This is a genomic window from Streptomyces sp. NPDC052079, assembly GCF_040680275.1.
Taxonomy (GTDB): Bacteria; Actinomycetota; Actinomycetes; order Streptomycetales; family Streptomycetaceae; genus Streptomyces.
The window spans coordinates 151,341-177,713 of the sequence record NZ_JBFAWL010000007.1; the positions used below are offsets into that span (position 1 = coordinate 151,341).

Annotated in this window: 25 protein-coding genes and 1 tRNA gene; 10 read left to right on the forward strand and 16 right to left on the reverse strand. The window is 70.1% G+C overall.

Going from position 1 to position 26,373, the window contains the following annotated elements:
* Positions 1 to 27: 27 nt before the first annotated feature.
* Both AB0L56_RS14445 and AB0L56_RS14450 read left to right on the forward strand, forming a co-directional pair.
* Positions 28 to 927, forward strand: coding sequence for an aminoglycoside phosphotransferase family protein (locus AB0L56_RS14445; RefSeq protein WP_365422926.1), 900 nt, complete (start codon positions 28 to 30; stop codon positions 925 to 927).
* Complete coding sequence (locus AB0L56_RS14450; protein ID WP_365422929.1) at positions 924 to 2,384, forward strand: hypothetical protein; 1,461 nt, start codon at positions 924 to 926, stop codon at positions 2,382 to 2,384. Before AB0L56_RS14445 ends, AB0L56_RS14450 begins: the two co-directional genes overlap by 4 nt.
* Positions 2,385 to 2,430: 46 nt before the next feature.
* Here the strand turns inward: AB0L56_RS14450 and AB0L56_RS14455 are convergent.
* Positions 2,431 to 2,504, reverse strand: a tRNA-Thr gene (locus tag AB0L56_RS14455).
* A gap of 86 nt (positions 2,505 to 2,590) precedes the next feature.
* On the reverse strand, positions 2,591 to 3,004 hold the full coding sequence (locus AB0L56_RS14460; protein WP_365422932.1) for a DUF3224 domain-containing protein: 414 nt from the start codon (positions 3,002 to 3,004) through the stop codon (positions 2,591 to 2,593).
* 114 nt (positions 3,005 to 3,118) lie between these two features.
* Here AB0L56_RS14460 and AB0L56_RS14465 point away from each other — a divergent pair, with 114 nt between their 5' ends.
* From AB0L56_RS14465 to AB0L56_RS14480, 4 genes are all read left to right on the forward strand, one after another.
* Complete coding sequence (locus tag AB0L56_RS14465) at positions 3,119 to 4,099, forward strand: WYL domain-containing protein (RefSeq protein WP_365422935.1); 981 nt, start codon at positions 3,119 to 3,121, stop codon at positions 4,097 to 4,099.
* Between the two features lie 212 nt (positions 4,100 to 4,311).
* A complete protein-coding gene (gene ugpC / locus AB0L56_RS14470) occupies positions 4,312 to 5,400 on the forward strand; it encodes a sn-glycerol-3-phosphate ABC transporter ATP-binding protein UgpC (protein ID WP_365422938.1) in 1,089 nt (362 codons plus the stop codon).
* Positions 5,401 to 5,601: 201 nt separating this feature from the next.
* The gene (locus AB0L56_RS14475) at positions 5,602 to 6,057 is read left to right on the forward strand and encodes a hypothetical protein (RefSeq protein WP_361031565.1); all 456 of its coding nucleotides are present in this window, start codon (positions 5,602 to 5,604) and stop codon (positions 6,055 to 6,057) included.
* A 200-nt stretch (positions 6,058 to 6,257) separates the two neighbouring features.
* Entirely contained in the window at positions 6,258 to 6,989 is a 732-nt protein-coding gene (locus AB0L56_RS14480) for a nucleotidyltransferase family protein (RefSeq protein ID WP_365422941.1), read from the forward strand.
* 85 nt (positions 6,990 to 7,074) lie between these two features.
* Here AB0L56_RS14480 and AB0L56_RS14485 read toward each other — a convergent pair whose 3' ends face one another.
* From AB0L56_RS14485 to AB0L56_RS14510, 6 genes are all read right to left on the reverse strand, one after another.
* Positions 7,075 to 8,751 carry a DoxX family membrane protein gene (locus AB0L56_RS14485; protein WP_365422944.1) on the reverse strand — a complete coding sequence of 559 codons (1,677 nt, stop codon included), beginning with the start codon at positions 8,749 to 8,751 and terminating at the stop codon, positions 7,075 to 7,077.
* A 231-nt stretch (positions 8,752 to 8,982) separates the two neighbouring features.
* On the reverse strand, positions 8,983 to 9,924 hold the full coding sequence (gene rlmB, locus AB0L56_RS14490; RefSeq protein WP_361031574.1) for a 23S rRNA (guanosine(2251)-2'-O)-methyltransferase RlmB: 942 nt from the start codon (positions 9,922 to 9,924) through the stop codon (positions 8,983 to 8,985).
* A 154-nt stretch (positions 9,925 to 10,078) separates the two neighbouring features.
* Positions 10,079 to 11,479, reverse strand: coding sequence for a cysteine--tRNA ligase (gene cysS / locus AB0L56_RS14495; protein ID WP_361031577.1), 1,401 nt, complete (start codon positions 11,477 to 11,479; stop codon positions 10,079 to 10,081).
* Positions 11,480 to 11,626: 147 nt separating this feature from the next.
* A complete protein-coding gene (gene ispF / locus AB0L56_RS14500; protein WP_365422948.1) occupies positions 11,627 to 12,130 on the reverse strand; it encodes a 2-C-methyl-D-erythritol 2,4-cyclodiphosphate synthase in 504 nt (167 codons plus the stop codon).
* On the reverse strand, positions 12,120 to 12,896 hold the full coding sequence (gene ispD, locus AB0L56_RS14505) for a 2-C-methyl-D-erythritol 4-phosphate cytidylyltransferase (RefSeq protein ID WP_365422951.1): 777 nt from the start codon (positions 12,894 to 12,896) through the stop codon (positions 12,120 to 12,122). Before ispD ends, ispF begins: the two co-directional genes overlap by 11 nt.
* Before the next feature lie 388 nt (positions 12,897 to 13,284).
* Positions 13,285 to 13,767 carry a CarD family transcriptional regulator gene (locus AB0L56_RS14510; RefSeq protein WP_003953493.1) on the reverse strand — a complete coding sequence of 161 codons (483 nt, stop codon included), beginning with the start codon at positions 13,765 to 13,767 and terminating at the stop codon, positions 13,285 to 13,287.
* Positions 13,768 to 14,363: 596 nt separating this feature from the next.
* Here AB0L56_RS14510 and AB0L56_RS14515 point away from each other — a divergent pair.
* Positions 14,364 to 15,026, forward strand: coding sequence for a DUF461 domain-containing protein (locus tag AB0L56_RS14515; RefSeq protein ID WP_365422954.1), 663 nt, complete (start codon positions 14,364 to 14,366; stop codon positions 15,024 to 15,026).
* A 194-nt stretch (positions 15,027 to 15,220) separates the two neighbouring features.
* On the opposite strand, the gene AB0L56_RS14520 is transcribed toward AB0L56_RS14515, so the two are convergent.
* Complete coding sequence (locus AB0L56_RS14520; protein ID WP_361031589.1) at positions 15,221 to 15,901, reverse strand: response regulator transcription factor; 681 nt, start codon at positions 15,899 to 15,901, stop codon at positions 15,221 to 15,223.
* A complete protein-coding gene (locus tag AB0L56_RS14525) occupies positions 15,898 to 17,211 on the reverse strand; it encodes an ATP-binding protein (protein ID WP_365422957.1) in 1,314 nt (437 codons plus the stop codon). Before AB0L56_RS14525 ends, AB0L56_RS14520 begins: the two co-directional genes overlap by 4 nt.
* A gap of 199 nt (positions 17,212 to 17,410) precedes the next feature.
* On the opposite strand from AB0L56_RS14525, the gene phoU reads away from it, so the two are divergent.
* Together phoU and AB0L56_RS14535 are read left to right on the forward strand one after the other, a co-directional pair.
* Positions 17,411 to 18,112 (forward strand): phosphate signaling complex protein PhoU, encoded by a 702-nt coding sequence (gene phoU / locus AB0L56_RS14530; protein ID WP_365422960.1) that lies wholly within the window; start codon positions 17,411 to 17,413, stop codon positions 18,110 to 18,112.
* Between the two features lie 170 nt (positions 18,113 to 18,282).
* Positions 18,283 to 18,441, forward strand: coding sequence for a hypothetical protein (locus AB0L56_RS14535; protein ID WP_365422963.1), 159 nt, complete (start codon positions 18,283 to 18,285; stop codon positions 18,439 to 18,441).
* 80 nt (positions 18,442 to 18,521) lie between these two features.
* On the opposite strand, the gene AB0L56_RS14540 is transcribed toward AB0L56_RS14535, so the two are convergent.
* Positions 18,522 to 19,823 (reverse strand): MFS transporter, encoded by a 1,302-nt coding sequence (locus AB0L56_RS14540; protein WP_365422966.1) that lies wholly within the window; start codon positions 19,821 to 19,823, stop codon positions 18,522 to 18,524.
* Between the two features lie 157 nt (positions 19,824 to 19,980).
* On the opposite strand from AB0L56_RS14540, the gene AB0L56_RS14545 reads away from it, so the two are divergent.
* Positions 19,981 to 20,742 (forward strand): phosphoglyceromutase, encoded by a 762-nt coding sequence (locus AB0L56_RS14545; RefSeq protein WP_361031604.1) that lies wholly within the window; start codon positions 19,981 to 19,983, stop codon positions 20,740 to 20,742.
* Positions 20,743 to 20,821: 79 nt separating this feature from the next.
* On the opposite strand, the gene AB0L56_RS14550 is transcribed toward AB0L56_RS14545, so the two are convergent.
* The 5 genes from AB0L56_RS14550 to AB0L56_RS14570 form a co-directional block, all read right to left on the reverse strand.
* Positions 20,822 to 21,361: a ribosomal protein L7/L12 gene (locus AB0L56_RS14550; protein ID WP_365422970.1), complete on the reverse strand. Its 540-nt coding sequence runs from the start codon at positions 21,359 to 21,361 to the stop codon at positions 20,822 to 20,824.
* Between the two features lie 273 nt (positions 21,362 to 21,634).
* Complete coding sequence (locus tag AB0L56_RS14555; protein ID WP_365422973.1) at positions 21,635 to 22,810, reverse strand: zinc-dependent alcohol dehydrogenase; 1,176 nt, start codon at positions 22,808 to 22,810, stop codon at positions 21,635 to 21,637.
* Positions 22,807 to 23,745, reverse strand: a complete 939-nt coding sequence (locus AB0L56_RS14560; protein WP_365422976.1) for an SRPBCC family protein — start codon at positions 23,743 to 23,745, stop codon at positions 22,807 to 22,809. Before AB0L56_RS14560 ends, AB0L56_RS14555 begins: the two co-directional genes overlap by 4 nt.
* A gap of 256 nt (positions 23,746 to 24,001) precedes the next feature.
* On the reverse strand, positions 24,002 to 24,457 hold the full coding sequence (locus AB0L56_RS14565; RefSeq protein WP_365422979.1) for a VOC family protein: 456 nt from the start codon (positions 24,455 to 24,457) through the stop codon (positions 24,002 to 24,004).
* A 106-nt stretch (positions 24,458 to 24,563) separates the two neighbouring features.
* Positions 24,564 to 26,177, reverse strand: coding sequence for a membrane-associated oxidoreductase (locus AB0L56_RS14570; RefSeq protein WP_365422982.1), 1,614 nt, complete (start codon positions 26,175 to 26,177; stop codon positions 24,564 to 24,566).
* Between the last annotated feature and the right edge of the window lie 196 nt (positions 26,178 to 26,373).

Below are 26,373 nucleotides of genomic sequence, written 5' to 3' on the forward strand. Positions count from 1 at the left end.
ACACCGCACGCCACTACCGTGCGAGAAGTGATCGACATTCCCGCCCAACTCGCCGCCGCCCAGGAGAAGTTCAACAAGGAGGCCGGCCGGGCCTTCATCGCCGCCCTGCCGGACCTGACCGCGCGGTTCCTGGACCGCTGGGAGCTGCGCGTCACCGGGGCTCCCATGCACGGCGTGAGCGCCCTGGTGCTCCCGGTCGACCGCGCGGACGGCACGCCGGCGGTGCTGAAGCTCCAGATCCGCGACGACGAGAGCGAGGGCGAGCCGATCGCCCTGCGCCTGTGGAACGGCGACGGAGCGGTCCGGCTCCTCGACCACGACGAACCCACCGGCACCATGCTCCTGGAACGCCTCGACTCCTCCCGGATGCTCGCGCACCAGCCCGACATGCACGAGGGCGTCCTGGTGATCGCCCGCCTCCTCGCCCACCTGCACGCCACCCCGGCCCCCGAGGGCATGCGCCGCCTGGGCGACATCACCGCGGCCATGCTGGAGCGGGCCCCCTCGGCGCTGGACCGGATCCCGGACCCGGCGGCCCGCCGCCTCGTCGCCGACTGGGCGGCCGTCGTGCGCGAGGTCGCCGACGAACCCGGCGACCGCCTCCTGCACTGGGACCTGCACGACGAGAACGTCCTCGCCGCCGACCGCGCCCCCTGGCTGGCCATCGATCCCAAGCCCCTGGCAGGCGACCCCGGCTTCGATCTCTGGCCGGCGCTGGCCAACAACTTCGACGCCGAGGACGTCCGCTGGCGCTTCGACGCCATGACCGACGTCCTCGGCCTGGACCGCGCGCGGGCGCGCGCGTGGACGTACGGGCGCCTGCTGCAGAACTCTCTGTGGGAGACCGAGGACGGCCGCCCCCTGAACGACAACGACCTCGAGATCGGCCGCCGCCTGCGTGACGCAAGTGACCAAAGGCGTTCATGATTTCCCACATAGCCGTTCTCCGGCGCCGTCTGCCCGTCTGGCTGATCCCGGTGTTATGGACCCTTTCCCTCGGAATATGGGGACTTCCTCGACAGCAAAGCGTGTGGCGGGACGAGGCCGCGACCTGGCAGGTGGCCCAACGGTCCGGCGCCGAAATCTGGCACATGCTGGGGAAGGCCGATACCGTGCATGGGCTCTACTACCTGCTGATGCACGGACTCTTCAAATGTTTCGGGCCCAGTACCACGACCCTTCGCCTGCCCTCCGTGCTGGCCATGGCGGTGGCGGCGGCCTGCGTGACGGTCATCGGCCACCGGCTGGCCGGGGTCTGGGAGGGCGTGGGGGGAGGACTGACGTTCGGGCTGCTTCCGTCTGTGCAGTTCTACCTCCAGGAGGGACGCCCGTACGCCCTGATCGCGGCAGGGGCCGGCATCTCGACGCTGTTACTCGTGACCGTGTTGCGGGGGCGTGGCCGGACGATGCACTGGGTGGCGTACGCGGGCACGGTCCTGGTGTGTTCACTGTTGAACTGGCTGTCACTGCTGATCCTGCCCGCGCACTTGGTGACCCTGGTCTGGACGAAGGCCGGGCGACGAATATGGACCCCCTGGGCGGTGGCCGCGACGGCCGCGGTGACGGCTTCACTGCCGTTGATCCTGTTCAGCCGAACCCAGTCCCACCAGGTGTCCTGGATCCCGCCTCTGACATGGCACATGCTGATCGGCCCGGCAGTCCTGCTGTCGATCGGCGCTCTCGGGGCCCTGCTTGACCGGCCGCGGGTGGGCCGACTGTCGCTGGCGACCGTCGCTCTGCCCCTGCTGGCGGTGCCACAGATCGCCCTGATAGGCCTCTCCGTGATCCAGCCACTGTTTCTGGACCGCTATGTGCTGTTCAGCATGGTGGGTCTGGCCTTGCTGATCGGCGCAACCTCGGGCTCGGCGGTGCGGGCGACCGAGCAGAGGTTCCGGAAGCTGTCACGGTTGCTTGTCCCGGCGATGGTCGTCGTGGCGGCGGTGGCGATGGTGCCGCAATCGCTGGCCAAACGATCCCCGGCGAGCCGGGTGGACGACGTCCTGGCAATAGCGGCGGACGTGCGGCGGGTGAAGACGACTGGGGACGCGGTGCTCTTCATACCGGCGGCGCGGCGCGACACCAAGTTGGTATCCCCCGACGCCTTCACCGGTCTGCGGGACATCGCCCTGACGGAAAGTCCGGAGGAATCCGGGACGCTGAAGGGCGTAGAAGCCGGCCAAGCCCGGATCCGGGCCGCGATCCTGGCCCAGCGGCGGATACTGCTGGTCACGGATGCGACGGAGGTGGCGAAGCCTGTGTCGGCCATGAGGGACAGGGTGAAGATCTCCGTGCTGAAGGAGCACTTCACGGTGGTGGCGGACAAGCAAGTCCGCGGGCGGCGGGTGACGGTGTACGAACGTCTCGACCCGGCTCAAATGATCTAGAAAATGAAAAGGCCCAGCTCAAGGGCACAGAGCTGGACCTTTCCGGAGCCTCCTGTCGGATTCGAACCGACGACCTACGCATTACAAGTGCGTTGCTCTGGCCAACTGAGCTAAGGAGGCAACCGCGCGGCGCGCGCGAAGGCTGGTCCACTGTACACAGTGCCGGTTTCGCCGAGCCACGCGCTTACGGGGACGGCCCCGCCCGTTCACTCCACGGCGTACTCGAAGGCGTACGGCACCTTCGTCTCCCCGTGCCGGTAGGTGAAGCCGCCCGTGCCGCGCAGTCCCGTCAACTCCCCGGTGCCGGATCCCTCGACGACCTCGAAGGTGCAGTGGACGGTGCCGTCGCTCGTGAAGCGGCCGCGCTCCTCGAGGACGAAGGTGCCCGCACGGCCGTCGACAGCGCCGGTGAGGAGCTCCATGCCCGCGAACGCGCCGGTCGTCTCCGTGAGGTAGGCGACCGTGTAGTCGCAGGTGGTGGCCTCGGCCTCGATGCCGCCCGCGAAGGCGTTGGTGACCTTGGCGTGCGCGAGCCGGGGGAAGGCGCCCTCCAGGGTGACCGGGCTCTCCTTCCAGTCGGCGAAGGTGAAGTGTCCGGTGATCTTGGTGGTGGCGGGCATGAACGTTCCCTTCCGAGGTGAACCGACGCGTCTTCCCAGGTGAACCGACGCGTCCCGCCACTCTTTCGCCCGTACCTGACACCTTCTGTCAGGTACGCCAGGACAATGGCTCCCATGCGTGCCGACCGGCTTCTCTCCCTGCTCCTCCTGCTGCAGAACCGCGGCCGGATGACCGCCCCCGAGCTGGCGGCGGAGCTGGAGGTGTCGGTCCGCACCGTCTACCGGGACATCGACGCGCTCGGCGCCTCCGGGGTGCCCGTGCGGGCCGATCGCGGGCCCGAGGGCGGCTACCGCCTGATGGAGGGCTACCGGACGCGGCTGACCGGGCTGACGGACGCGGAGGCCGGTTCGCTGGTCCTGGCGGGGCTGCCGGGGCCGGCCAGGGAACTGGGTCTTGGTGCCGTGCTGGCGAGCGCCCAGCTGAAGATCGAGGCGGCCCTGCCGGGCGGACTGGCGGGGCAGGCGCGGCGGGTGCGCGAGCGCTTCCACTTGGACGCGCCGGCCTGGTTCCGGGACGCCGACCCCGTACCGCATCTAGAGCCGATCGCGCGGGCGGTGTGGGAGCAGCGGGTGCTGGAGACCCACTACCGGCGCTGGCGCGGCGAGGTGCACCGGGAGGTGCGTCCCCTGGGGCTCGTGCTGAAGGGCGGCATCTGGTACCTGGTGGCGCTGGCGGAGGACGCGGTGCGCACCTACCGGGTGTCGCGCTTCGAGGCGGTGGCGGAGACCGGCGAGGAGTTCACCCGGCCCGCCGGGTTCGACCTGGCCGCCTACTGGACCGAGTCCTCCCGCCGGTTGGAGGCGGCGATACGGCAGGGCACGGCCCGGCTGCGGCTGTCACCGCGCGGACAGCAGCTGCTGCCGATGCAGTTCGGGGCGGCGGGAGCGCGGGCGCTGGCGGACGCGGGGCCGCCGGACGGGGAGGGCTGGGTGGAGGTGGAACTGGCGGTGGAGTCGGAGGCGGTGGCGACGGGCGATCTGCTGCGGCTCGGCGCCGAGGCGGAGGTGCTCGGCCCGGCAGTGTTGCGGCAGGCGGTCGCGGCGGCGGTGGCGGTGCTGGCGGACCGCTACGCGAGCGAGCGGAGCGAGCGCTGATCGCGCACCAAAACCGAACAAGTCACCCTCCTCGGCGAGAGTTTCCGCGGAATTCACGGTCCTGGAACTGCTGACAGACCAGGTGAACGCCAGGTACCGTCCTGAGCCAGTTCACTCATGTGGACCACACCACAACGGAACACCCGTCGTGGCAACACCTTCCTACTCGGATCGTCCGGCACGTTCCTGCCGGTAGAAGGGGACCGTTCACCATGGCCACTGTCACGTTCGACAAGGCGACCCGGGTCTACCCCGGCTCGACCAAGCCCGCCGTCGACGCCCTGGACATCGAGATCGCGGACGGCGAATTCCTCGTCCTCGTCGGCCCGTCCGGCTGCGGCAAGTCCACCTCGCTCCGCATGCTCGCGGGGCTCGAGGACGTCAACGGCGGCGCCATCCGCATCGGCGACCGCGACGTCACGCATCTGCCGCCCAAGGACCGGGACATCGCCATGGTGTTCCAGAACTACGCGCTCTACCCGCACATGACGGTCGCCGACAACATGGGCTTCGCGCTCAAGATCGCCGGCGTCAACAAGGCGGAGATCCGGCAGAAGGTCGAAGAGGCCGCGAAGATCCTGGACCTCACCGAGTACCTGGACCGCAAGCCGAAGGCGCTCTCCGGCGGTCAGCGCCAGCGTGTCGCGATGGGCCGCGCCATCGTGCGTGAACCGCAGGTGTTCCTCATGGACGAGCCGCTGTCCAACCTGGACGCCAAGCTCCGTGTGTCCACCCGTACGCAGATCGCCTCGCTCCAGCGCCGCCTGGGCATCACCACGGTCTACGTCACCCACGACCAGGTCGAGGCCCTCACCATGGGCGACCGCGTCGCGGTCCTCAAGGACGGTGTGCTCCAGCAGGTCGACACCCCGCGCAACATGTACGACAGGCCCGCGAACCTCTTCGTCGCCGGCTTCATCGGCTCCCCGGCCATGAACCTGATCGAGGTCCCGATCGCCGACGGCGGCGTGAAGTTCGGCAACTCGGTGGTGCCGGTGCAGCGTGACGCGCTCTCCGCGACCAGCGACAAGACCGTCACCGTGGGCGTCCGCCCCGAGCACTTCGACGTGGCCGGCGCCGACTCCGACCAGGGCGTCGCGGTCACCGTCAACGTCGTGGAGGAGCTGGGCTCCGACGCGTTCGTGTACGGCACCGCGCAGGTCGGCGGCGAGGCCAAGGACATCGTGGTTCGCGTCGGCGGCCGTGACGTCCCGGAGAAGGGCAGCGAGCTGCACGTCGTGCCGCGTTCGGGCGAGACCCACGTGTTCTCGACGTCGACCGGTGCGCGTCTGTCCGACTGAGACCGGCCGTCCCCGGCGAGCGTATTGACGTGAAGGGCCCCGCAGTTCGCTGCGGGGCCCTTCACGTTGTCGACAAATACCCCGGCACTTCCGGCATTTCAGGCACATACGTCAACACGCCGCCCGGAATCGAGGGTTCACTGTCCCCCGTAACGGTGACGGAATGTTTCCTCACTGCTACCGGGCGCTACCCTCACTCGCGTGAAGCACTCCACTACCCCTCAGACGCGACACGGCCGGGGCCCCGCTCGTCGGATCGGCCGCTCCCTCGCCCTCGTCCTGCCCGTCGTCCTGGTGCTCTCCGGGACTCTCGCTGTCGCGCGGGTCAACTGGTCGGGAGCCCCCTCGAGCCCGGTGCTCACCGCCGCCGACACCTCCGCCTCCGGCGCCTCGTCACGGGCCGGCGCCCGCGCGCCGCAGGACGTGCTGCGCGACAAGCTGCTGGTGCAACTCCAGAAGGAGAACCCGGGCGTGGCGCTCACTCACCTCCAGCAGGCCGTGAACGACCGCCCGTCCCTGGCAAAGCACTGCGCCTCCATCGCCCGCTCCCTGGGCAAAGCCGCGGTCCGCGTCTACGGCCCCACCAAGGCCCAGTCCTACGCCCGCCCAGTCTGCGACACATCCTTCGCATCAGGCGTAGTAACAGCCAACAGGTAACGCAACTGCGGGCAGTCCCGCCGCCTTAGCTGCGGGCAGTCGTGCCGCTGGGGCGGCACGGGTGGGCGCAGCGGCACCCCGCCAACGCCGGGCTGCGCAACACCCCCCCGCCCAGCACCAACACCGGCCCACCCACACAGCACAGCCAAGCCACAACCACCCACCCCCTCCCCAGCCCGGCGCCGCGTAAAGTGCGGGCCATGACCGACCCCCGCGCCGCCTCCCGCCCCACACAAGCCGTCGTCCTGGCCGGCGGCCAGGGCTCCCGGCTCCGCCCGTACACCGACGACCGTCCCAAGCCGATGGTCGAGATCCCCGGCACGGGAACCCCGATCATCGGCCACCAGCTCACCTGGCTCGCCGAGGAAGGCGTCACCGACGTCGTCGTCTCCTGCGGTCACCTCGCCGAGGTGCTGGAGAAGTGGCTGGAGACCACCGATCTCCCGGTCTCCGTCACCACCGTCGTCGAGACGGAACCCCTGGGCCGCGGCGGCGGTCTGAAGTACGCCGCCGCGCACCTCCCGCACCCGGACCGCCCCTGGTACGCCACCAACGGCGACATCTGGACCCGTTTCTCGCTGCGCGACATGGCCGACTTCCACACCGAGCGGGACGCCGTCGCGACGCTCGCCCTGGCCCGCCCCCGCATCCCGTGGGGGGCCGTGCGCACCGACGGCTTCGGTCACATCACCGACTTCATCGAGGCCCCGCCGTCGACGTTCGAGATCAACGCGGGTGTGTACGTCTTCTCCCCCGACTTCGCCGCCCTGCTCCCGGAGCGCGGCGACCATGAGCGCACGACGTTTCCGCACCTCGCGCGTGAACGGCGCCTCGCCGGGTTCCCGATCCCCCAGGGCTCCTACTGGCGGGCGATCGACACCGCGAAGGACCTCACGGAGGCGGCGAAGGAACTCGCGGCACAGGGCCGCTGATCGGAGCGCCCAAGGCGACGGGGTCCCGCACGGAAGAACCGTGCGGGACCCCTGTCGTACCCGGGTGGCGCTCCCTATCCGCGCCTTACCCCAGCAGGCCCCCCACGAGGCCCGGCTTCCTGGAGGAGCCGCCGCTGCCACCGCTCGGGGAGCCGGTGCCGCCGCTGCCGCCGGACGCACCGCCGCCGCCCGAGGTCGGCCCGGACGTCGTGCTGGGCGCCTGGCCCGCCGGCGAGGACTGCTGGGCCGGGGCCTCGCCGACACTGCCCTGGGTCTGGCTGGGCGCACCGGTGACGGAACCGGCGCCCTGAGTCGCCCCGGGGGTGGTGGCCCCGGCGGTCGGGCTCGCCGAACCCGACCCCGACGTGGCGCCGCCCTGCGTGGGTGACGTGGAGGCGGCCGGGGTCCGCTCCTCCGTCTGCCGTTCGCCCGACTCCTCCGGCAGCGGCGATCCCGGGAGTTCGTTGCGCGGGGCCTCGCCGGGCTCGGGGACGACCACGCGGTCGGCGTCCCGGACCGCGCCGCCGAGCAGCGAGCCGACGAGCATGGTCAGCCCGCACACCAGGAAGGTGATGAGGACGCCGCGGCGCAGGACGTAACGCCGCAGGTCCCAGATGTCCGCGCGGGGGCCGAGCCGGCGCCAGGCCCCGCTCGCGAGGCGCCCGTCGACGGAGTAGACGGGGGCGCCCGCGATGATCAGCGGCGACCAGGCCGCGAGGTAGATGATGTCGGGCGTCTCGTACGCGGGGACGCTCTTCCAGCTGACGGTGACCAGCAGCGCCGCCGAGAGGGCCGCCCCGACGACCGCGGCCGCCCGCTGCCAGCAGCCGAGGACGGTGAGGACACCGACGACGACCTGGGCGAAGGCGATGGCCAGACCCGAGCCGATGGGGTGCTCGAGGGCGAACTGGCGCAGCGGCTCCGCGGCCTCCCAGGGGTGCAGGGTGTGCAGCCACTTGACCATGGAGCCGCGCTCGCCGCCCTCGAAGTAGAGGGGGTCGCAGAGCTTGCTCATCCCGGCGTAGACGGAGATGCCGCCGAGGAACACGCGCAGCGGGAGCAGGACGACGCCGAGGTTCATCCGGCGGCCGGGGTAGTACGCGTGCCGGGCGGCCGGGTCGTCACCGTGCCGCCTGCCGCGCCGGCCGGTGCTCTCGAACGCGTCGTCGTGGGCGGGCCCGTCGTAGCCCGAGTCGCCGTAGTCGTGGTCGTAGCCGGGTTCGTCGTAGGCGCTGCCGACCGTGCGCATCGGGGGCAGCAGGGGGCCGTCGGCGGGCCGGCGGGGGGCGGCGACCAGCGGGGTCTGGAGGGGCTGGGTGGCCGGGCCGTCGTCGTGGTCGTACCCCGCGCCCGTGCGGGGCAGGACCCGGGTGGCTCCGGTGTCGGTGAACAGGTCGTCGGCGTGGCGGACGCCCTCGTGCTGCCGTACTGCCTGGAGCAGTCGGTGGGCGCCGGTGTCGTCGGGTGCGGACCGGCCGCTCCAGACGACGGGCCGGCGGCGGGCGGCGGCCGCTCCCGCCGTGCCCACGCTGGTGACGACGGGGATGCGGGCGGTGTCCGCGGCGGCACTGACGTGCCGTGCGATCCGCGGCGAGGGGGCGCGCCGCGCCGAGGCGCCCAGCTGCACGCGGAAGCTGACGTGATTGACGATGACCTGCGCCGGATCGCTCGGCACCTTCACCATGCTCAGCGCGGGAGCGTCGTCGAGTCCCGACGAGCGGTCCCGCGTGGGTGTGCGGGGTGTTCTGGTGTCCACACTCATCTAACCGAGTGACACGGCGTTAGGACACTCCCTTGACCGGCCCGATGTGTCCGGACCGCGTCAAGCTCGCACGGCCCTCGCACGGACCTCGCGCCGACCTCGTACGGACCCCGAACGGACCCCGTACGGACCACGCGAAAACCCCCGTGTGGGTGACGCGACCGAACACCCGTGCAGGCCCGCGAGCCGCACCCCGCCCCGCCGCACCCCACCCGCCGCACCGCTCGGCGGTCAGCTCCGCAGACGCGCCGCCTCGTACAGCACGATGCCGGCCGCCACACCGGCGTTGAGCGACTCCGCGCCGCCCGGCATCGGGATCCGCACCCGCACGTCACAGGTCTCGCCGACCAGCCGGGACAGTCCCTTGCCCTCGCTGCCGACGACGATGACGACCGGCCCGCTCAGCGCCTCCAGGCCACCGAGCTCGGCCTCCCCGTCCGCGGCCAGGCCGACGACCGTGAGCCCGGCCTTCTTGTACGCCTCCAGCGCGCGCGTCAGATTGGTGGCGCGGGCAACGGGCGTACGGGCCGCCGTGCCCGCGGACGTCTTCCAGGCACCGGCCGTCATCCCGGCGGCACGCCGCTCGGGTACGACGACGCCGTGACCGCCGAACGCCGAGACGGACCGGACGACCGCGCCGAGGTTGCGCGGGTCCGTGACCCCGTCGAGGGCCACGATCAGCGGGTCCTCTCCCTCGTCGTAGGCGGCCGCGACCAGGTCCTCGGGGTGCGCGTACTCGTACGGCGGGACCTGCAGGACCAGACCCTGGTGGTTCAGGCCGTTGGTCATCCGGTCGAGCTCGGGACGCGGCGCCTCCATGAGGTTGATGCCGCCGCGCTCGGCCGCGAGCTGGAGCGCCTCGCGCACCCGCTCGTCATTGTCGATGAACTGCTGGACGTACAGCGTGGACGCGGGCACGCCCTCACGCAGCGCCTCGACGACCGGGTTGCGGCCGACGACGAGCTCGGAGGTCGAGCGGCCCCCGCCGCGCCGCTGCGGGGTGCGGCCCTGGGCGCGGCGCGCCTTAGCCTGGGCGGCACGCTGCTTGGCGTGCCCCTTGCGCATCTCGGCGGGCGGCGTCGGCCCCTTGCCTTCCAGGCCCCGGCGTCGCTGGCCGCCGCTGCCGACCTGCGCGCCCTTCTTGCCGGACATGCGGCGGTTTTTCGCGGCCATGAGGTATCCGTCTCCGTGAAGTCGTGGGCGGTGCTGCTGTGTGCGTACGTCTGTGACGTGTGCCCGTGTGTCTGTGAAGTGTGCCGCCCGGAGGCCCGGGCGGCACAGTCGATCTTCAAACGCCGAGGTCGGCGCCTGTCCGGGGCCGGGCTCCTCAGCGCGGGCCGAGGCTCCAGCGCGGCCCCTGCGGGCTGTCCTCGATGATCAGTCCTGACTGGTTGAGCTGGTCGCGGATGGCATCCGCGGTCGGCCAGTCCTTGCGCGCCCGGGCCGCCTCCCGCTGGTCGAGGACCATACGGACCAGCGTGTCGACCACGCCGTGGAGGTCCTGGCCGCGGTCGCCCTCGCCGGCCCAGTGCGGGTCCAGCGGGTCGAGGCCGAGCACGCCGAGCATGGCGCGGATCTCGGCGAGCCGGGCGACGGCCGCTTCCTTGTCGTCGGCGGCCAGCGCGCTGTTGCCCTGCCGGACGGTGGTGTGCACGACGGCGAGCGCCTGCGGGACGCCCAGGTCGTCGTCCATCGCCTCGGCGAACGCGGGCGGCACCTCGTCGGCGGGCTCGACCGGCCCCCCGGCGAGTTCCACGGCCCGCTGCACGAAGCCCTCGATCCGCGCGAACGCGGACTCGGCCTCGCGCAGGGCCTCCTCGCTGTACTCGATCATCGACCGGTAGTGCGGGGTGCCGAGGTAGTAGCGCAGCACGATGGGCCGCCAGCGCTTGACCATCTCGCTGACCAGGACGCTGTTGCCGAGCGACTTCGACATCTTCTCGCCGCTCATGGTGACCCAGGCGTTGTGCACCCAGTACCGGGCGAACTCGTCGCCGTAGGCCTTGGCCTGGGCGATCTCGTTCTCGTGGTGCGGGAAGATCAGGTCGAGACCGCCGCCGTGGATGTCGAAGGCGCTGCCGAGGTACTTGTGCGCCATCGCCGAGCACTCCAGGTGCCAGCCCGGACGCCCGCGGCCCCACGGCGTCTCCCAGCTCGGCTCGCCGGGCTTGGCCGCCTTCCACATCGCGAAATCACGCGGGTCCCGCTTGCCGGTCTCGCCCTCGCCGGACGGCTGGAGCAGGTTGTCGAGCTCCTGGTTCGACAGCTGCAGGTAGTCCGGGAACGAGGTGACGGCGAAGTACACGTTGCCGTCCGCCTCGTAGGCGTGCCCGCGCTCGATCAGGCCGCGCATCATCTCGATCATCTCGGGGATGTGGCCGGTGGCACGCGGCTCGTACGTCGGGGGCAGGCAGCCGAGCGCGCGGTAGCCCTCGCTGAAGGCGCGCTCGTTCTCGTACCCGATGGCCCACCAGGGGCGGCCCTGCTCGGCGGACTTGGCGATGATCTTGTCGTCGATGTCGGTGACGTTCCGGATGAACGTCACCTCCAGGCCGCGGTACTCGAACCAGCGGCGCATGATGTCGAAGTTCAGCCCCGAGCGGATGTGCCCGATGTGGGGTGCCGCCTGCACGGTGGCACCACACAGGTAGATCGAGACGCAACCCGGCCGGAGCGGGGTGAAGTCACGGATCTGCCGGGCGCTGGTGTCGTACAGGCGAATAGTCACGGCACCAGGGTAGTAGGCGCGAGGGTGTGCGCGGAGCGCGCCGCATCGTCGGAGGGCAATGTCACGCGCGGCCCCGGTGAGGGGTGATCGCGCCCACGCGGCGGAGCCGCGTGTCGGCACAGGCCCGCGCCCCTGGGGCGCGGACGCTCACCCTTCTCTGACGACCAGTGCGGTTGCCACCGCCATGAGGCCCTCGTCCCGGCCCGGGAAGCCCAGGCCGTCCGTCGTGGCGCCGGAGACCGAGACGGGAGCGCCGGCCGCGTCCGTCAGGAGCTTCTGGGCCTCCTCCCTGCGCTTGCCGATCTTCGGGCGGGGGCCGACGACCTGTACGGCGATGTTGCCGATGCGGAAGCCGGCCGCGCGGACGATGCGCGCGGCCTCGGTCAGCAGGGTCACGCCGGACGCGCCGGACCATTCGGGGCGGCCGGTGCCGAAGTGCTGTCCCAGGTCGCCGAGGCCGGCGGCGGAGAAGAGCGCGTTGCAGGCGGCGTGCGCGACGACGTCCGCGTCGGAGTGTCCGGCCAGTCCGGGCCCCTCGCCCTCCCACTTGAGGCCGGCGCACCAGAGTTCGCGGCCCTTCTCGAAGGCGTGGATGTCGGTGCCGATGCCGACCTGGGGCAGGGGGAACGCCGCGTTCGACTCAGAAGCCATCGTTCAGCCTCCTGCGGGCCAGGACCGCCTCGGCGAGAACCAGGTCGAGGGGGCGGGTGACCTTGAAGGCCTCCTCGTGCCCGGGAACGGTGACGACGGTGAGGCCGAGCTGTTCGACCATGCTCGCGTCGTCGGTGACGTTGTCCTTCACCGTCTCGTGCGCGCGGACGAGGGTGGCCCGGTCGAAGCCCTGCGGGGTCTGCACCGCCCGCAGCAGGGACCGGTCGGGGGTGGCGACGACGGATTCCGGCTCACCGGGTCCGGCGGCGGGCTCGACCTGCTTGACGGTGTCGGCGAGCGGCAGCGCCGGGACGACGGCGGGCGCCCCGTCGCGTACGGCCTCGACGACGGCGTCGACGGTGTCCACCGGGACCAGCGGGCGGGCCGCGTCGTGCACCAGGACGATGTCGTACCCGGCGGGCAGCGCGTCCAGGCCGAGCTTCACGGACTCCTGGCGGCTCTCGCCGCCGGGGACGACGAGGAAGTCGGTGCGGTCGGGCAGCGCGTGCGCGTCGAGCAGCGTCCTGACCTCGGCCGCGCCGTCGGGCGGAGCCACGACGACGACCAGGGAGACGGCACGGGAGTCGGCCATCGCGCGGATCGCGTGGACCAGCATGGGCGTGCCGCCCAGCGCGCGGAGCGCCTTCGGGGCGCCCGGACCGAGGCGCACACCCCGGCCGGCGGCCGGGATCACGGCCGCCGTGCGGGCGGTCGTACGGCCGGGGACGGGGCTCGGCGACAGCTGAGGGAGCGGATCGTCAGTCATCGGTTCCTGTCAGGTTTGTGTGCTCGGCCTACGTGGGTATGGCCTGGGCGTACCCCCTGCTCCCGGAGCGGGGGGAGTGCCGGGCGTGACGCCTTGACCAGCCCTTTCCGTGACCATGGTCAAGTCGACCGCCCGGGCCCGGCACGCCGGGGGTGGAGACGTGAGCGATGCCACACCCCGCACGGCGGCGCAAGCGCAGCGTACGTTCGGTGTCCGGGTACGAACATGCCGCAGCGCCCGGCGACGTCCAGGACGTCATCGGGCACCGCGGCATTTCGATGTGCTGAGGTTATGGCTGCCGAGTTCGGACCGCTGCGCTCCGCCGAGCGAGCAAGCCGTGACTCGGAAGTCCGGCCTCAGCAGGCGAGAACCTCGTCGAAATCCGGCCTCAGGAGGCCAGAACCTCGTCGAGCAGGGCCTCGGCTTTGTCCTCGTTGGTGTTCTCAGCGAGGGCCAGCTCGCTGACCAGAATCTGACGCGCCTTGGCGAGCATGCGCTTCTCACCGGCGGAGAGACCACGCTCGCGCTCACGACGCCACAGGTCACGCACGACTTCCGCGACCTTGATGACATCACCCGAGGCGAGCTTCTCGAGATTTGCCTTGTAACGACGGGACCAGTTCGTGGGCTCCTCCGCATACGGTGCGCGCAGCACCTCGAAGACCCGGTCCAGCCCGTCCTGACCGACCACATCACGTACGCCGACGAACTCCGCATTGTCCGCTGGCACACGTACCGTCAGGTCACCCTGGGCGACCTTCAGCACCAAGTAGGTCTTGTCCACGCCTTTGATCTGGCGAGTTTCGATAGCCTCGATCAGCGCGGCCCCATGATGGGGATAGACCACGGTGTCGCCAACCTTGAACGTCATGTGACAGGTACCCCTTCCGTGGCTATCCAGGGTAACACGGATACGCCGTCTTCTGAATGGCGTTTTCGCAGGTCAGGGCCATTCTCGGGGCTTGACAACAGCAACAGGAACGTGCTTCGGACGCCTAGCGGAAGCAGGTATTCGCAGGTCGGAGCGGCTCTTCGGTGCAAGCGAATCGCGCACGTCACACGCACGGATAGGCTCGCCCGACCGGCCGATTCTCCCCAAATGTCCGGTTCCAAGTGCTCGACTTCCGCTACTCCGTTCGGTGAGCGGAGCCGGGTTCCGGCCGAATCCGGAATTGATCACACGGTGTGAGGGATCCGCGCCGGTGATCAATTCCCCGGCCGGCCGATCATTCCTTCACGGAAAATGCGCGATCACCGGAATGGCCCGGAACTGCGAGGCGGAAGTGACGGCGTTTACTCATGGGTCACCCGTGCCTCCACAAGGGCTACCGAGGCGATCCTCGCGCTGTGTGGGGAGGGTCGGGTGAGGACGCGGGGGAACGGCTCGGTAACCTGAGGCCGCTGACAGACACTTAAGGCGGCTTTACCCGGGTCGCCCAACGCTAGAGTCAAGGAGTTGCCGCCGCCGTGAGCAGCAGCCTTCGACGCGGCGCCCTCGCCGCCGCCATCGCGTTCTCGATCGCCTCGCTCTCCGCGTGCGCGGCCGGCCACAACGCCCAGACCCTGCAGATCCAGCCGGACAACGCCGCGACGTCCGTGGGCGACATCAAGATCCAGAACGCCATCGTCGTCACCCAGCCAGACCTCGAGTCGACCGGCCCGGCCGTCATCTCGGCCAGGCTGTTCAACGAGGGCGACACCGACCAGACGCTGGAGTCGGTCACCCTCCCCGGCACCGGCAAGTCCGCCCAGCTGTCCCCCGCCGAGGGCGGCAGCCTCACTGTCCCGGCCGGCGGCTCGCTGATGCTGGGCGGCGAGGGCAACGCCGCCGCCGTCCTGCCCAGCAGCCGTGAGGCCGTCCAGGACGGCAACGCCCAGGAGGTCACCTTCACCTTCAGCGAGACCGGTGACGTGAGCCTGCGCGCGTTCGTCTTCCCGGCCGAGAACTTCTTCGAAAGCTGGGGCCCGAGCGAGACCCCGGCAGCGCCGGGCGCCTCCGCGAAGCCGTCGACGGAGCCGACGCCGGAGTCCTCCGAGAACCCGACCCCCGGCAGCACGGACAACCCCACGGCCACCCCGGAAACCGACGTCCCCTCCGACGCAGCCTCAGCGAGCCAGTCAACCAACTGACCTCAGCGGCAACAGGGAAGGGCGGGACCCCAAGGGCCCCGCCCTTCCGCGCATCTACGGACACTCGCCGCCACTGCGGGCAATCGTGCCGCTGGGGCGGCACGGGTGGGCGCAGCGGCACCCCGCCAACGCCGGGCTGCGCACCACCCCCCGCCCAGCCCCAACCCCCCGCACCGAACACCAGGGGCCCCGGCCTACGGCTCGAACTTGTACCCCAACCCCCGCACCGTCACCAGATACCGCGGCGCCCCCGGATCCGGCTCGATCTTCGCCCGCAACCGCTTCACATGCACATCAAGCGTCTTCGTGTCACCGACATAATCCGCCCCCCACACCCGGTCAATCAGCTGCATCCGCGTCAGCACCCGCCCCGCGTTCCGCAACAGCATCTCCAGCAGATCGAACTCCTTCAGCGGCAGATCCACCTTCGTGCCACCCACGGTGACCACATGCCGGTCCACATCCATCCGCACCGGCCCCGCCTCCAGCGCCACCGGCACGACCTCCTCCGGCTCCCCGCGCCGCCGCAGCACCGCACGGATCCGGGCAACCAGCTCCCGTGAGGAGAACGGCTTGGTCACATAGTCGTCAGCACCTATTTCCAGGCCGACCACCTTGTCGATCTCGCTGTCCTTGGCCGTCACCATGATGACGGGAACGTTCGAACGGCCGCGCAGCTGGCGGCACACCTCGGTGCCCGGCAGCCCGGGCAGCATCAGGTCGAGCAGCACGAGGTCGGCGCCGTTGCGCTCGAACTCGTCCAGTCCGTCGGGCCCGGTGGTCGCCACTGCGACCTCGAAGCCCTCCTTGCGGAGCATGTACGACAGGGCGTCGGAGAAGGACTCCTCGTCCTCGACGACGAGCACTCGGGTCACGGAAGGACCTCCGGGGAGGGAAGCGTTTCGTACGCGGATGAATCGGAAGAGTGAAGGGATGAAAGGGACGACCGCCGAGCCTCACCATCGAGGCCGTCGGCGCCACCGGCGCCACCGGTGTCATCGTCCCGCTGGGACGTCCGGCGATCACGGGAGCGGGCGGCCCGAGCCTCCGGCAGCCGCAGCGTAAACGTGGACCCCTGCCCCTCGGCGCTCCACACGGTGACTTCCCCGCCATGCGAGGCGGCCACGTGCTTCACGATCGCGAGGCCCAGTCCCGTACCGCCGGTGGCACGGGAGCGAGCGGGGTCGACGCGGTAGAAGCGCTCGAAGACGCGCTCCTTGTCCTTGTCGGAGATGCCGATGCCCTGGTCGGTCACGGCGATCTCGATCAGGCCCCCGCCGGGCTGGGCGACCGAACGGGCCGCGATGCCCACGCGGGTGCGGGCGGGTGAGTAGTTGACCGCGTTCTCGACGAGGTTGCCGAGCGCGGCGGCGAGCTGGCCGCGGTTGCCCCACACGCGCAGGTCCGCCGCGCCTCCCGCGGCCATGGTGATCTCCTTGGCGCCCGCCTGGTGCCGGCAGCGGTCGATGGCCTCGGCGACCAGTTCGTCGACGCGGACGGGTTCGGCGTCCTCCAGCGGGTCGTCGTTCTGCACCCGGGAGAGGTCGATGAGCTCCTGCACCAGGCTGGTCAGGCGGGTGGCCTCGATCTGCATACGCCCGGCGAAGCGCTCCACGGCCGCGGGGTCGTCGGCAGCGTCCAGCACGGCCTCGGAGAGCAGCGACAGGGCCCCGACAGGAGTCTTGAGCTCATGGCTGACATTGGCCACGAAGTCACGTCGTACGGCTTCGATGCGGCGGGCCTCGGTGAGGTCCTCCACGAGCAGCAGCACGAGCCGGGAGCCGAGCGGCGCCACCCGCGCGGACACCGCGAGGGCCTCGCCGCGCCCGGTCCCCCGGCGGGGCAGGTCCAGCTCGACCTGGCGTATCTCGCCGTCGCGCCGGGTGTCGCGGGCCATCTTCAGCATGGGCTCCACGGTGAGCTTGCCGCCGCGGACCAGTCCGAGGGCGTACGCGGCGGAGCTTGCCTTGACGACACCGTCGGCCTCGTCCAGGACGACGGCGGACGAGCTCAGCACGGACAGCACGGTGTCCACACCCGGGGGAAGCACCGGGTCGGTGTGCAGGGAGGTGCGCGTGGGGCGCCGTTGTTCGCGCTCGCTGAAGCGGAACGCCAGCGTGGCGATGACGCCGGTGAGCACTCCGGCGATCGCAGCCACTGCGGCGACCGCCGCGTTCACGTCCATGCGTCCAGGTTAGGCCTGGGGCGACCGGTGCCCCCAGCCGTCGGAAGGCGAGCTCGGACACTCGTCGCCCAGAGTTCACCTCGGAGCCAGGGATGGTTCATGTGGGGTGACGGAACCGGACGCGTAGCGGGCGGAACGTGGGAGCGTGGGCAGGAGCCCGGGCGCTGGAAGCCCGGACGGACACACGAGAGGAACCCTGATGCGGGACGCGTACCACGAGGAACTGGATTCGATCGGCGACGGCCTGGTGGAGATGGCCAGGCTGGTCGGGTCGGCGATCGGGCGCGCCACGACCGCCATCCTGGACGCCGATCTGAAGCTGGCGGAGAGCGTGATCGAGGCCGACCAGAAGGTCGACGAGCTCCAGCACGATCTGGAGGCCCGGGCCATCGCCCTGCTGGCGCGCCAGCAGCCGGTGGCGACCGACCTGCGGATAGTCGTCACCTCGCTGCGGATGTCGGCGGACCTGGAACGCTCCGGTGACCTCGCCCAGCATGTGGCGAAGCTCGCGCGGCTGCGTTACCCGGACCGCGGGGTCCCGCACGATCTGCACGCGACGATCCTCGAGATGGGCCAGCTCGCGCAGCGCCTGATGGCGAAGGCGGCCGAGGTGATCATCACCAAGGACGTGGACCTGGCCCTCCAGCTGGAGCAGGACGACGACGCGATGGACCTCCTCCACCGCACCCTCTTCCAGCACCTGATGGACGACCGCTGGAAGCACGGCATCGAGACGGCCGTCGACGTCACGCTGCTGGGCCGCTACTACGAGCGCTTCGCCGACCACGCGGTCTCGGTCGCCAAGCGGGTCGTCTACCTGGTCACCGGCGAACACGCGGACGAGATTCAGGCGGACCTCCAGCCCGAGATCCAGCCGGTGCCGGGAACCGAGGGCGCCTGACCTCGGCCGGGGCGGGCGCACGGGATGCCGCGGGCGCGCGCGAGGCCGACCAGCGCTGGTACGAGCCTCTACGACCCCCGATGCGCCGTCGATGCGCGGTTGCTGTGCCCGACGCCCCCGGCATCCCATGGTGAGAGGTGTGCGCAGGCCCCAGCCCCGAGGAGGGACCCATGGCCGAATCCCCCAGCACGACGACGCCCGACCCGACGCAGGACCGCGAGACCGAGCAGCCCGCCGAGATCAGGAACCTCCTCCTGATCGCCGCCTGCGGCTGCGGCTCGGGCTGCGGCTGCGGCTGCCAGTCGGGCAACCCATGCCAGTGCGGCTGACTCCGGCCCCCCGGACGTACGTACGAAACGCACGAAGGCCCCGACGCCGATGACGGCAGCCGGGGCCTTCGGCCCTCGACTCAGGAAGTCGGCGCAGCAACGCTCTCAGGCGCCGCCTGGCCCTTCTCGACCGCCTCGCCCTTCCTTACGGCCGTCTCCATAACCGCCCCCTCCGGCAGCCGGCGCATCAGCAGCCCGTACCCGAGACCGGCGACCGTACCGACGACGGCGCACATCCCCCACAGCCACTCCGCGCCCCAGCGGTCGATGACGAAGCCGGACATCAGCGGGGCGACGAGGGCGGCGACCGCCCAGGACATGGTGTACATGCCCTGGTAGCGCCCGCGCCCGTGCACCGGGGAGAGCATGACGACGAGTTCCGCCTGCGTCGGCGAGTTGACGATCTCGGCCAGCGTCCACACGCACACAGTGAGGGCGAAGACGGCGACCGACCCGGCGAACGCGGTGAGTCCGAACCCGTACCCCGCGAGCAGGGACGAGGCGACGAGCAGGTGCCGCGGGTCCCGGTGCTCGATGAACCGCGTGACGGGAAGCTGGAGCACGACGATCAGCACACCGTTGACGGCGATCGCCATGCCGAAGTCCGCGGGCGTGAATCCCGCCTCCCCCATGGCGACCGGCAGCCCCAGGTACCCCTGCTGGAAGACGAGGGCGATGAGGAAGGACAGCCCGACGACGCCCATGAAGCGCCCGTCGCGCAGCACGGTCACCAGCGAGACGGCCTCCCCCGCGGCGGCGGCACCGGCCTCCGCGGAGTCCTTCTCACTCGGCCGCGACTCGGGCAGCTTCAGGAAGACAAGCAGGGCACACACAAGCGTCATGCCGGCCTCGATCAGAAACCCGGCGAGATAGCTGACCTCGGCGATGAACCCCGCGCCCGCGGCAGAGATCGCGAAGCCGAGGTTGATGGCCCAGTAGTTGAGCGAGAAGGCCCGGATACGGTCCTCCGGCCGCACGATGTCCGCCATCATCGCCTGCACGGCGGGCCGGGAGGCGTTGGAGGCCATGCCGACCAGGAAGGCGACGGCCGCGATGGCGATCGGGTCCCGCATGAAGCCGAGCAGCGCGACGGACAGCGCGGTCGCCAGCTGGGAGACCAGCAGGGTGGGCCGCCGCCCCAGCCGGTCGGTCATTACGCCCGCCCCGAGCGAGGAGATCACCCCGCCGAGCCCGTGGAGCGCGGCGACCAGACCGGCGTAGGAGGCGGAGTACCCGCGGTCAAGGGTCAGGTAGAGCGCCATGAAGGTGGCGACGAAGGCGCCGAGCCGGTTGACGAGGGTGCTGGTCCACAGCCACCAGAACTCGCGGGGCAGCCCGGAGACCGACTCGCGCACGGCACGTCTCACTGCGACTACGGACATGCGGACCCCCGTGAAGAAAGATGTAAGCGGCTGAAGCGCCGAGCACAACTTACGGAATCCCGGCTCCCGGAGGCCACTTGATTAACAAATCCCGTCAACCGTCCGCCAGGCGGGCAGGGCGCGCAGCGCTCTCGGACCGTCGATTACGCTCGGACACATGGCCGACGCACCGTACAAGCTGATCCTCCTCCGCCATGGCGAGAGCGAGTGGAACGAGAAGAACCTGTTCACGGGCTGGGTGGACGTCAACCTCACCCCGAAGGGCGAGAAGGAGGCGACGCGCGGCGGCGAGCTGCTCAAGGACGCCGGCCTGCTGCCCGACGTGCTCCACACCTCCCTGCAGAAGCGCGCGATCCGCACCGCGCAGCTCGCGCTGGAGGCAGCCGACCGCCTGTGGATCCCGGTGAGCCGCAGCTGGCGCCTGAACGAGCGTCACTACGGTGCCCTCCAGGGCAAGGACAAGGCGCAGACCCTCGCGGAGTTCGGCGAGGAGCAGTTCATGCTCTGGCGCCGCTCCTACGACACCCCGCCGCCCCCGCTCCCCAACGACGCCGAGTACTCCCAGTTCGCGGACCCGCGCTACGCGACCCTCCCACCGGAGCTGCGCCCGCAGACGGAGTGCCTCAAGGACGTCGTCGTCCGCATGCTCCCGTACTGGTTCGACGCGATCGTCCCCGACCTCATCGCCGGACGCACGGTCCTCGTCGCCGCCCACGGCAACAGCCTGCGCGCCCTGGTCAAGCACCTCGACGGCATCTCGGACGCCGACATCGCGGGCCTGAACATCCCCACGGGCATCCCCCTGTACTACGAGCTCGACGCCGACTTCAAGCCGCTCACCCCCGGCGGCAAGTACCTCGACCCGGAAGCGGCCGCAGCAGCAATCGAAGCGGTCAAGAACCAGGGCAAGAAGAAGTAAGCGCACGCGAACAAGCCCCCTGCCGCGGTTTTCCCGCGAGCAGGGGGCTTGTCGCTGCCGCCGGGCCGTCTCTGTGCCGTCAGGGCGATGGGGTCGTGCGGCCTCCGGGTTCCGGCTCTTGTCTCCACTCCGCTCTGGCTCCGGCGCTTTGGAGCAAAGCGACAGCGGACTGGGCCCTGTACGCAGACAGACCCCCGAGGACGGTGACGGGCGCTTGGCGCGCCAGGACCCTGCTGTGCCACAAGCTCTGCCCGGTCACCTTGCGCACTGCCAGGATCACATCCATCTCGCGGGCCCCACAGTCGACGAGCACCACCTCGTGAGACGGGTCGTCGCAGAGCAGCGCGTAGTACTCGGTGGACTCCTCGTCGGACATCTTGCCGTCCTGCCTCAGCGAACGGGAGCGTATGCGTCCTGCAGGACGGCAGCCACGGCGTTTCGGGTAGCGCAGGCTTCCACGCCTCCTCGTTGAGCGGCGTACGCCGGACATGCCCGCCGCGCGGCCCGGCTGGCAGACTTGCTGCTTGCCGTGGGGCTTCGGACGGGGGCGTGATGAGCAGGCGCACGAAAGGGTGGCTGGTCGGCGGTTGGCTCGTGCTGGTTGTCGCCAGTTGGTCATTTACAGAGTCCGTCAACAACGGGATTGAACCAACGTCGGGCCCCCGGCCGGAGCCTTCGCCCTCGACTTCTGCCTCGGGATGCCCGACGCCAACGCCGTCAGCCGACCCGGAGCGCCGCCTCACCGCCTACAGCAGCACGGGTCCTGACTTCGTCGCCACAGCGATCATCTGCAAGACGTCAGGCTGACACCCTGCCCCGGCGCCGGTCTGGATCATGGTCCGGATCTGCTTCCGGGGCCCAGGTGAGCGCCGGCAGTTCGTCGGTGCATCCCTCACGGTGTGAGGACGACCTTTTCGCAGTGGTCCTTCTTGTTCTTGAAGAGGTCGTAGCCGGTCGGTGCCTCGGTGAGGGGCAGTCGGTGGGTGATGATCCGGGTGGGGTCGATGCTGCCCTGCTCGATCATGCCCAGCAGCGGTTGCATGTACCTCTGCACGTGGCATTGTCCGGTGCGCAGGGTCAGTGACCTGTTCATCCAGGCACCCGCCGGGAACTTGTCGATCATCCCGCCGTAGACGCCGATGACCGAGACCACGCCGCCGCTCCGGCAGGACATGATGGCTTGGCGCAGGGCGTGCGGCCGGTCGGTCTCGGAGCGGACCGCCTGCTTGGCACGGTCGTAGAGGTGGACGTGGGAGGCGCCGTGTGTGGCCTCCATGCCGACCGCGTCGATGCACTTGTCGGGGCCACGGCCGCCGGTGAGTTCAAGCAGGGCGGATCGTACGTCGGTGTCCTCGAAGTTGATGGTGGTGTAGCCCTGAGCGGCAGCCATGTCGAGGCGGTAGGTCTCCTTGTCGATGGCGATGACCTTTTCCGCGCCCAGGACCCGGGCGCTGTCCATGGCGAACTGGCCGACCGGTCCGGCGCCCCAGACGGCGACGACGTCACCTTCCTTGATGTCGCACATGTCGGCGCCCATGTACCCGGTCGGCAGAATGTCGGACAGGAAGAGCACCTGCTCGTCGGTCAGGTCCGACTCGATCTTGAGGGCGTTGGCGTCGGCGAGCACCGCCCGCGCGTACTCGGCCTGGCCGCCGGCGAAGCCGCCAGTGAGATGTGAGTACCCGTAGATGCCACAGGTGGGATGACCGAACATCTTCTCCGAGATGCCGGCGTTGGGGTTGCTGTTCTCGCAGCACGAGTACAGTTCCGCGCGGCAGGACGCACAAGCGCCGCAGGCGATGGGGAAGGGCACCACGACCCGGTCACCGACGCGCAGTTTGCCGTCGCTGATGCCGGGGCCGACCTCGACGACTTCTCCCATGAACTCATGGCCCAGGATGTCGCCCTTCTCCATGGTCGGCACGTAGCCGTCGACCAGATGGAGGTCGGAGCCGCAGATCGCCGTCGAGGTGATTTTGACGATGACGTCGCGGCTGTTCAGGATCGACGGATCGGGGACGTCCTGCACCTCGACCGAGTTGCGTCCCGTCCAGCAGTTGGCCTTCATCCCAGGGCCTCCTTCAGTTCGTCCTCGGTCAGCGGCCGGGCCGGGTGCTGCGGGAACTCGCCCCGGGCCCGCTTGCCGCCGGGTGCGCCCTCGGAGCGGACGACCTCACCGATTTCCGCGATCTGCTTGAAGCGGCGCAGGTCGTCATCCAGTTGCTGGTGTGGCTCCTCGCCGAAGTAGCGCGCCACCGCCGCGCCCGCCGCTCCTCCGGGCAGTTCGTAGCGCAGGGACACCCGTATCTCCGTGCCCTGGTCGCCCGGGGCCGGCACGAAACGGACTTCGCCGGAGTTGTCGATGTCGGCACCGTCCAGCGACCGCCACGCGATCAGCTGGCCCGGGAGGTCCTGGGTGATCTCGGCGTCCCATTCGACTGTCTTGCCGAACGGTGCGCTGGCCTGCCAGTGACTGGTGCGCGGCCCGGTCACGTGCACCTCGTCCAGGTGCACCATGAAGTCCGGCAGTCGCTCCAGGTCCTTCCAGAGTGTGTACGCCTCCTCCGGGGATCGGACGACGGTGGTGGCCGCGGTCAGTTCCATGAGGGTGCTCCCACGGGTGCGGGTCACGGCCGCGTAGACGTCAGTGGCGGTGATGGCGGTGACCGCGGCCGTCGCAGCGACGGTGCGTCCGAGGCCGCGACCGTTGTGGTTCTTCAAGGCGCGGGCGAGCAGCGTCAGATCCATGAGGTCGCCACCGACGCGCCCCCAGAGCCAGACGGGATGCGGCCGTCCCAGCAGCCCGGTCGCCGCCGCCAGTTCGCGCACGCCGACGGCGGCCGTGGCCGACCGGTGCCGGGGGTCGTCGCCCACGCCCAGGGCCCGCGCGAAGCCCGCCGGAGCCGCGACCTGGGGCACGCCCAGGAGCGCACTGGCCCAGCCGAGGCCACGTACGAGCGGATCGTTTCGCAGGTCGGAGGTGGAGCGGGTGTCTGCTGTCATCACTGCTCCTCACGCGCAGGGAGGTGAACGGAAGGCGAGCCACTTCAGGCGGGAGGACTCATGGCGGACGACGCCGGAGTTGTTGTTTCACCCGGTCCGCCGGGCGGAGCCTCCGTGCTCCGGCGGCGTGCAGTGCGAGTCCCCACCAACCTACGACCGAAACAGTCACTTACCGTGTGAATCAGCTCCATTTGCCGCCATCCTCAAGCATCCGACGACGCTCCTGTTCCCGCTGGGAATAGGCGGCTGCCCGGAGTCAGACGACGTCGAACTCGTTGCCCTCGGGGTCCTGCATGGCGGCGGCGTAGAGCCCCATGTCCGGCTCATCCTTGATCCGCAGCACGGTGGCACCGGCTTTGACCAGCCGTTCCACCGTGGCGTTGACCCGCTGTGTGCGAACGTCCAGCGGGACGTCACGGCCCCCACCGACCTTCAGATCGAAGTGCCACCGGTTCTTGGCGACTTTCGGCTCCGGAACCTGCTGGAACCACATCCTCGGCCCACGTCCCGCAGGGTCGATAATGGACTCCGGTATGTCCCCGGCACCGTCCGGCAACTCCGCCTCGGGCACCCCTGTGGCCGCCCAGTACGCACGCCACGTGGCGTGCCCGGCCGGCGGAGGCTCCGGCACGTAGCTCAGGGCCTTGGCCCAGAACGTCACCATCCTCTGAGGATCGGAGCAGTCGATCGTCAGTTGCACTGTCATCTCCATGCCCGGAGCATCCCAGGCGGGTCTGACAGTCGATCCGCTCTCGCGACAGGCCTCAAGACCCCGAGCATGTGCACCCATCACCACACGTCGCGGACCGCGACCTTCTTCAGGAACGGCTGAGGGTACGGCTGATACCGGCTGCGATCGTTGTCGCCAGTAGCCAGCCGGTGATGATCAACGCGTAGCCGAGCCACTGGCGCCAGCCGTGGGCGGAGTAGGCGTTCTGCTGCCCGAAGTCGATGATCGGCAGGAGGAGATCGAGGGTGTAGATGACCGGGTTGAAGTCGGGCGCCTCACCCGCTTTGAGCGGGCTGGGGTGGTGCAGTACGAAGGCGAGCGTGCCGAGGAGCATCAGCGCGAAGAGCCAGCCGGCGGCCCGGATCGGGCGGAAGCCGTAGCCGACGGTGATGTCCTGTGCGTAGCCCCACAGGCGTGCATGGGCGGGGAGCGTAGCGCGATGGCGACGCTGTTTGGCGAGTTGAACGGTACGCGCGGCGGCGTCGTCCCCGACCTGACGGTAGGACGCCGCGAGCTGCTCGTAGGCGTGCGGTACGAACCCGTCGGTATCGCGTATCAGCAGAACCAGTCGTTGGGCGGCCGGCAGGCGAGGGGCGAGTGCCTCGTAGTTCAGCCCCTCCAGCCGTATGCGGTCGGGCCAGACCTGGGGATGAGCCTCGATGACCTTGAATGTGGAGTAGTGCATCTTGACATCGCCCACTATCGGGTCGGCGTCCCGGAGTGTCAGCAGGGCGGCCTCGCAGTTGCTGATGCCCAGCGCGACGCCACCCGGGTTGCGGAGCCGGGCCTCGATGAAGGAGATCCATCCCGTGACCTTGGCGCCGGTCAGCCTCACCCTGCCCTGAGCAGTGAGGCCGCCTGCGTTGAGAACTGTTCCGACAGAAAGGTGAGCGGCGTCAAGGGCATCGCCTCGCACGTTCTTGACATGAGCGTCTTCCAGGTTGACCGAGCCCTCGATCCGTGCGGCTTGGAGGCGGATGCCGCCGCGGGCCACCAGACGAGCTGCCAGGAAGTCGCCACTGACGGAGAGAGACTGACAACGTAGAGCGGTCCCGCCGACAGCCCGCACTACCGCCGCCTCGAGATCGATCATGCCACTGACGGTGGCACCGTCCAGGCGCACCTCACCATGGGCCACCAGACCGCCGGCCACGATGTCGTCGTCGATGACGCAGTGGCTCAACTCCAACACGGACTCCTGTCCTTCGCCGGCCTGCGTGCCCAGCTGGGCCCGCTCCAGACAGAGAACCCGGGAAACCCGAGCGGACCGAAGAGTCACGATGCCGCTGACACGGCACTCAGCCAGCCCCAGCCCTCCGCCGAACTCGGCTCCGGTCGCCATCAGCCCCGGCAGGCAGGATCGGGCAAGGTCCACCTGCACGAGCTGAGCCGCATACAGGTCGGGAGCGGAGTCGAAGAAACAGCCCGTCAATTGCAGGGGTGAGTCGACGTTCCCGTGCCGCAGATTCCACTGCCCGGAGATCCGCGCGCCTTCGACTACCAGCATCGCGACCTCGTCCTCCGCGCGCGGGCAGCCGAGCACGATGGCGCGGAGTACCTCGCCCCGTACGGTCCTTTCCGGTCCCCAACTCACCCCCTCCGCTGGATCATCGTCGGGCGAGCAGCGGAAGTCGACGGCCTCGCCGCGCGGGAAGGCGTCCCAGATGCGGCGTTCGGCAGAGGTGAGCTCGGTGATCTGCACCGCAGGACTCTGGCTCGCTGCCGGGGCGGGCGTCAAACCCGATGACGCCGGCCGGCGTTGCCACTTCTCATCGACTTTTCCGAGCTGTGCGATCGCCGAGTGTTGTCCGAAGCCGTTGACAAACGTTGCTGGCTCTCGCTTACGAAACCAGCGGAAGCGAGCCGGTCGCCCCGCTCCCTGGATGCGGCGTCTCCAG

What these genes read in the sequence shown, in the direction of transcription:
- AB0L56_RS14450 (WP_365422929.1), top strand. Translation starts at nt 924, where the DNA reads ATGATTTCCCACATAGCCGTTCTCCGGCGCCGTCTGCCCGTCTGGCTG.
- AB0L56_RS14460 (WP_365422932.1), bottom strand. Translation starts at nt 3,004, where the DNA reads ATGCCCGCCACCACCAAGATCACCGGACACTTCACCTTCGCCGACTGG.
- AB0L56_RS14465 (WP_365422935.1), top strand. Translation starts at nt 3,119, where the DNA reads ATGCGTGCCGACCGGCTTCTCTCCCTGCTCCTCCTGCTGCAGAACCGC.
- ugpC (WP_365422938.1), top strand. Translation starts at nt 4,312, where the DNA reads ATGGCCACTGTCACGTTCGACAAGGCGACCCGGGTCTACCCCGGCTCG.
- AB0L56_RS14480 (WP_365422941.1), top strand. Translation starts at nt 6,258, where the DNA reads ATGACCGACCCCCGCGCCGCCTCCCGCCCCACACAAGCCGTCGTCCTG.
- AB0L56_RS14485 (WP_365422944.1), bottom strand. Translation starts at nt 8,751, where the DNA reads ATGAGTGTGGACACCAGAACACCCCGCACACCCACGCGGGACCGCTCG.
- rlmB (WP_361031574.1), bottom strand. Translation starts at nt 9,924, where the DNA reads ATGGCCGCGAAAAACCGCCGCATGTCCGGCAAGAAGGGCGCGCAGGTC.
- ispF (WP_365422948.1), bottom strand. Translation starts at nt 12,130, where the DNA reads ATGGCTTCTGAGTCGAACGCGGCGTTCCCCCTGCCCCAGGTCGGCATC.
- ispD (WP_365422951.1), bottom strand. Translation starts at nt 12,896, where the DNA reads ATGACTGACGATCCGCTCCCTCAGCTGTCGCCGAGCCCCGTCCCCGGC.
- AB0L56_RS14510 (WP_003953493.1), bottom strand. Translation starts at nt 13,767, where the DNA reads ATGACGTTCAAGGTTGGCGACACCGTGGTCTATCCCCATCATGGGGCC.
- AB0L56_RS14525 (WP_365422957.1), bottom strand. Translation starts at nt 17,211, where the DNA reads ATGGACGTGAACGCGGCGGTCGCCGCAGTGGCTGCGATCGCCGGAGTG.
- phoU (WP_365422960.1), top strand. Translation starts at nt 17,411, where the DNA reads ATGCGGGACGCGTACCACGAGGAACTGGATTCGATCGGCGACGGCCTG.
- AB0L56_RS14535 (WP_365422963.1), top strand. Translation starts at nt 18,283, where the DNA reads ATGGCCGAATCCCCCAGCACGACGACGCCCGACCCGACGCAGGACCGC.
- AB0L56_RS14540 (WP_365422966.1), bottom strand. Translation starts at nt 19,823, where the DNA reads ATGTCCGTAGTCGCAGTGAGACGTGCCGTGCGCGAGTCGGTCTCCGGG.
- AB0L56_RS14545 (WP_361031604.1), top strand. Translation starts at nt 19,981, where the DNA reads ATGGCCGACGCACCGTACAAGCTGATCCTCCTCCGCCATGGCGAGAGC.
- AB0L56_RS14550 (WP_365422970.1), bottom strand. Translation starts at nt 21,361, where the DNA reads ATGACCAACTGGCGACAACCAGCACGAGCCAACCGCCGACCAGCCACC.
- AB0L56_RS14555 (WP_365422973.1), bottom strand. Translation starts at nt 22,810, where the DNA reads ATGAAGGCCAACTGCTGGACGGGACGCAACTCGGTCGAGGTGCAGGAC.
- AB0L56_RS14560 (WP_365422976.1), bottom strand. Translation starts at nt 23,745, where the DNA reads ATGACAGCAGACACCCGCTCCACCTCCGACCTGCGAAACGATCCGCTC.
- AB0L56_RS14565 (WP_365422979.1), bottom strand. Translation starts at nt 24,457, where the DNA reads ATGGAGATGACAGTGCAACTGACGATCGACTGCTCCGATCCTCAGAGG.